This window comes from Rhizobacter sp. P1_G5, from assembly GCF_056405435.1.
Genome location: NZ_JBFUCB010000517.1, coordinates 1 through 4,404, shown reverse-complemented (window position 1 = coordinate 4,404; position 4,404 = coordinate 1). Strand labels below are relative to the sequence as shown.

Annotated in this window: 5 protein-coding genes and 1 pseudogene; all 6 read left to right on the top strand. The window is 59.3% G+C overall.

The window, feature by feature from the left end; translation table 11 throughout:
* A partial coding sequence (locus AC1D12_RS25910; protein ID WP_477843807.1) for an RHS repeat domain-containing protein occupies nucleotides 1-1,662 on the top strand: 1,662 nt, incomplete at its 5' end.
* A gap of 28 nt (nucleotides 1,663-1,690) precedes the next feature.
* Entirely contained in the window at nucleotides 1,691-2,155 is a 465-nt protein-coding gene (locus AC1D12_RS25905; RefSeq protein ID WP_477843805.1) for a hypothetical protein, read from the top strand.
* 116 nt (nucleotides 2,156-2,271) lie between these two features.
* A complete protein-coding gene (locus AC1D12_RS25900; protein WP_156154599.1) occupies nucleotides 2,272-2,433 on the top strand; it encodes a hypothetical protein in 162 nt (53 codons plus the stop codon).
* Nucleotides 2,434-2,634: 201 nt separating this feature from the next.
* Nucleotides 2,635-2,964 carry a hypothetical protein gene (locus tag AC1D12_RS25895; RefSeq protein WP_477843803.1) on the top strand — a complete coding sequence of 110 codons (330 nt, stop codon included), beginning with the start codon at nucleotides 2,635-2,637 and terminating at the stop codon, nucleotides 2,962-2,964.
* Between the two features lie 282 nt (nucleotides 2,965-3,246).
* Entirely contained in the window at nucleotides 3,247-3,687 is a 441-nt protein-coding gene (locus tag AC1D12_RS25890) for a hypothetical protein (RefSeq protein WP_477843801.1), read from the top strand.
* A gap of 48 nt (nucleotides 3,688-3,735) precedes the next feature.
* Nucleotides 3,736-4,404, top strand: a pseudogene (locus tag AC1D12_RS25885) (hypothetical protein); the annotation flags it as partial.

Genomic DNA, 4,404 nt, shown 5'->3' with positions numbered 1-4,404 from the left:
ACGGTGGGCTACGGCTACACGCTGGGCAACCTGAGCGGCATCAGCTACCCGTCGAGCCGGCAGCTGGGCCTGACCTGGGTGGATGGCGAGGTCGCCGAGATCACGCTGGGCGGCACGCCGTTGATCCCGCAGATCGAGTGGACGCCGTTCGCCGGCACGGTCAAGCGCTGGGGCTGGGCGATGGCGAGCGGCACGAAGTCGAACGAGCGCTACTTCGACCTCGCGGGCCGGGCGATCCGGTACCCGCTGGGCGAGGCGCTGCGGGATGTGCGCTACGACGAGGCGAGCCGCATCGTGAGCTTCACGCACCTGAGTGCGGACGGCACGGCGCAGCCGGCGTTGGATCAGCAGTTCGGGTGGGATGAGAACAGCCGGCTCACCAGCATCACGACGAACGCGGCGAACTGGGGCATCAGCTACGACCCGAACGGCAACCGCACCGGCCTGAGCCTGAACGGCAGCCCGAGCACGTACAGCGTGGAGGCGACGAGCAACCGGACCACGAGCATCACGAACCCGGCGCGCAGCCTCGTGTTCGACAGYGCCGGCAACACGCTCAGCGACAGCGCGGCCGATGGCTCAGGCTACACGGCGACSTACAACCTGCGCGGCCAGCTCGCGACGATCACSAAGAACGGGGTGACGACGAGCTACACCTACAACGCGGCCGGGCAGCGCGTGCGCAAGGTGAGCAGCACGGGGCCGCAGAGCACGGTGGTGTTCGTGTACGACCAGGCGGGCCACCTGCTGGGCGAGTACGACCAGAACGGAGCGGCGCTGCGGGAATACGTGTGGCTGCGCGACACGCCGATGGTGATGTTCACGCCCGACCCGGCGAATCCATCAGGCGAGCCGCTGGTGTACTTCATCCACACCGATCACCTGAACACGCCACGCGTGGTGGTGGACCGCCAGAACCGGGTGCGCTGGCGCTGGCTGGCGGAGCCCTTCGGGACGAGCGCGCCGGAGACCAACCCGAGCGGGCTCGGGGTCTTCGTGCAGAACCTGAGGTTCCCGGGGCAGTATGCGGATCAGGAGAGCGGGCTGTTCTACAACTACTTCCGGTACTACAACTCGGCGGGTGGGGGCTACACGCAGAGTGATCCGATCGGGTTGGCTGCTCGGAGTCTGACGACTTATGGGTATGTGGGGGGGAATCCATTGGCGCTTGTTGACCCGCGCGGCCTTCAAGCAGGCAGCATGGGGTTCCCAAATATTGAAGGGGAATTCAGACGCTATCAAGATGCCCTGATTAATGCGTACGCTGAAGTTGCGATCTTTGYGGCAACTGACGGGCTGATTGGGCTAGGGATCGAGGCGCTGAATGCATTGCGTCTAGCAAAGGCAGCTGACCTTGCGCGCGACGCGGAAGGACTGAGAAGTATGAGGAAGTTCGCTACGTATGCAGGTGGACACGAGGCAGGTGAGGTTGTTGTTGGTGCGTCAAGTAAGGCTCGCAGGATGTGCGCCGAAGATATGGTTGCTGAGCAACTTAGTCAAAATGCTTCAATGACAAAAGCATACGGATGGAGACGTAATCCGGAGACAGGCCTACTTGAGTGGACAGAAATCCCGGTATGTTACTCGTGCCAAGCGAAATATAGGCCATCCCAATTTCCTTCGGATGTAAAGGCTGAGCCAGGTGGGCCTTGGGGATGGTAGTTTGGGGATGCTATTCACGGAGATGGACATGAATGATGCTATCAAGAGGCGGATTTCGTCGGTGAGTTGGAGTGAATTTCCGCAGCCCTCATGGAACAAGTCAGGGAGTATTGAGTGTGCTCTCAATGATTTGGTTGATGGTCTTTCATCTGCATATGATGATTTAATGGGTTCTATTTGCAACAATCACGCTGGAACATATTATCCTGTGCTTCTGGGGGTGATTCCATTCCTTGCCGATGTGATAGTTTGTGGTGGCGAAAATTCGCAACGACTGGCCCTTTGTTTTGTTGATGATTTGTTTGCCTCCTTTCATCCGGAGGCGGGCTATGAAAAGATTTCTCTCGATGATAAGGGTGTGCAAGACGTTGAGGTGGTGTTTTGTCGGTGGATTGGAGATCTAAGGCCTGAACTGGAGCGAATTTCAAGAGGTGGCGAGAGAAACTCTGTGCTGGCTGACAGCATTCTGGAGGTTATGAATTCAAGGAATTAGTCGGCCTTGCAAGATTCAAGGAACCCGCATGATTGCTGACGTTTCGGGGTAAGGGAGGGTACCGGATCCTCCAGGAAGCGTTGTCTGCGCAATTGATTTCTTGGGGGATTTGACGAATGAGCACACCGGACTTATTCCGCGCCCGGCCGGACGAGATGGTCGACGCGATTTGGATCGAATGGATATCGCATCCAGATGACATCGATGTGCTCGTCGCGACGGCGAACTGCCACGACGCACTGTGTCTGATCAACCGGTCGGTCCGGGGCCTGATGTGAATAACGTTGCGAAGCGCAACGACTTTCCGGGGACAAAGAAATGGCCATGGCGCTGGCGATATCGAATGAATTTACGGCAACGCTCGTCTTCGATGGGCTGAGTTTAGATTTTGCGCTTGACGTGGATTCGTCGACCGAGGCAACAAGGACTCGAGTCGAACGAGGGCAGTCGTCAAGTGATATTTATCTTGAGGCTCATATATGTGTGCGGCGAAGCGAGGCGGATCCGACGACCCGCTTTTTATTTCGGAACAAGATGCTGGTGAATTTGGATTTCTTTTGTCGCGATTTTTGAACCTGATTGATGCGGCGGGAATGGATTTCCTGGATTTCGTCGATGGCAAGTCCCTGTCGGAATTAATCAGAGAAAAGTCATCCCTCGCTTACTCCACGGACCGTGTAGCCCTGGTGCAATCGCAAGTGCGGCTGCTGCGCATGATCAAGAGCCGGGGTGGGGCAAGCCGGGCTGGCGCGGCGGGCCGCGGTGGTTCCTCGAGTTCAAATGCAACAAACTCGTCAACACAGCCGTGACCGAGAGCGGATCGAATCCTCCGCTGGTCAAGGGGCGATTGGCCACTGCGGGAGAGATTGCTGATCCGAACACGCAGATCGACAACTGGCAGGTGGTCACCGGGCCGATGGAGCCTGGTGATGTGATCGCGATTGGCCACGCTGGGGAAGGCTATACCGGGCACACGGGGCTCTATGTCGGCAATGGCAAGGTCGCGTCCGCCAGCGACATCACGGGTCGTGTGGAACTCAACAATTGGGGGTTGCGCCCAGGCCAAACTCCAACAATTCGGAGGTGCGTCTGTGCGCAATAGTCGGGCTAGGAACTGGCTGTCGGCAACTCTTGTGGTTGGTTCTTCGGCATTTTTTGGGGCATGGCTCGGCACATTGCTTGGAGCTCTGGTCAATCACTTCAGCTATCGAGAGGTGTCTGTGGAGATCGACTTCCCATTGAGTGTCTTCTTTTCGGTCGGGATCGTGCAGCAAGTTGTCTTCTCGATGCTGCTCTACGCTCCAGCGCTGGTGATCTGTTGCCTGCTGCTGCGCCACATACCGCTGCTAGCGGTTGCATGGTTGTCAGGCCTGCACTTCTTGTTATCCGTCTTCGCCGGAAGCTCAAGGTGGTTTGCCACCTCAACTGGCTTGATCGGCATCTGGCAATACGTGGCGATCTCTTCATTTCCCGTCGCAATTTGCTTCATCGTTTGGGCTCGCCGAAGAAAGCGCATGCACGCTGGAGCCTGATCATTCAGGTGAGTTGCACGCTACCCGCTGGGCGATGCGCTGCGGGATGTGCGCTACGACGAGGCGAGCCGCATCGTGAGCTTCACGCACCTGAGCGCGGACGGCACGACACAGCCGGCGCTGGACCAGGCGTTGGGCTACGACGAGAACAGTCGGCTGACCAGCATCACGACGAACGCCGCGAGCTGGGGCATCACGTACGACGCGAACGGCAATCGCACGGGCCTGAGCCTGAACGGCAGCCCGAGCGCGTACAGCGTGGAGGCGACGAGCAACCGGACGACGAGCATCACGAACCCGGCGCGCAGCCTCGTATTCGACAGCGCCGGCAACACGCTCAGCGACAGCGCGGCCGATGGCTCAGGCTACACGGCCACCTATAACCTGCGCGGCCAGCTCGCGACGATCACCAAGAACGGCGTGACGACGAGCTACACCTACAACGCGGCCGGGCAGCGGGTGCGCAAGGTGAGCAGCAGGGGGCCGCAGGTCGACCGCCACAACCAGGTGCGCTGGCCCGGCCGGCGGACTTCTTCGGGACGACTGCACCAGAGGCCAACCCGAGCGGCCCTGGGGTTTTCCCTTGGAACCAGGTTTCTGCATATTCTCTGCATCATTCGTCCAGACACTCGATCCTCTCCACAACCACCAGGGAGCAGATCGATGTCACCGAACGAACGACCCGACCCGGAGCGTCGCGGACCCTCCGGGCTGACG

Bases quoted from the DNA above. Each gene is read 5' to 3' on its own strand.
- AC1D12_RS25905 (WP_477843805.1), top strand. From the start codon at position 1,691: ATGAATGATGCTATCAAGAGGCGGATTTCGTCGGTGAGTTGGAGTGAA.
- AC1D12_RS25900 (WP_156154599.1), top strand. From the start codon at position 2,272: ATGAGCACACCGGACTTATTCCGCGCCCGGCCGGACGAGATGGTCGAC.
- AC1D12_RS25895 (WP_477843803.1), top strand. From the start codon at position 2,635: ATGTGTGCGGCGAAGCGAGGCGGATCCGACGACCCGCTTTTTATTTCG.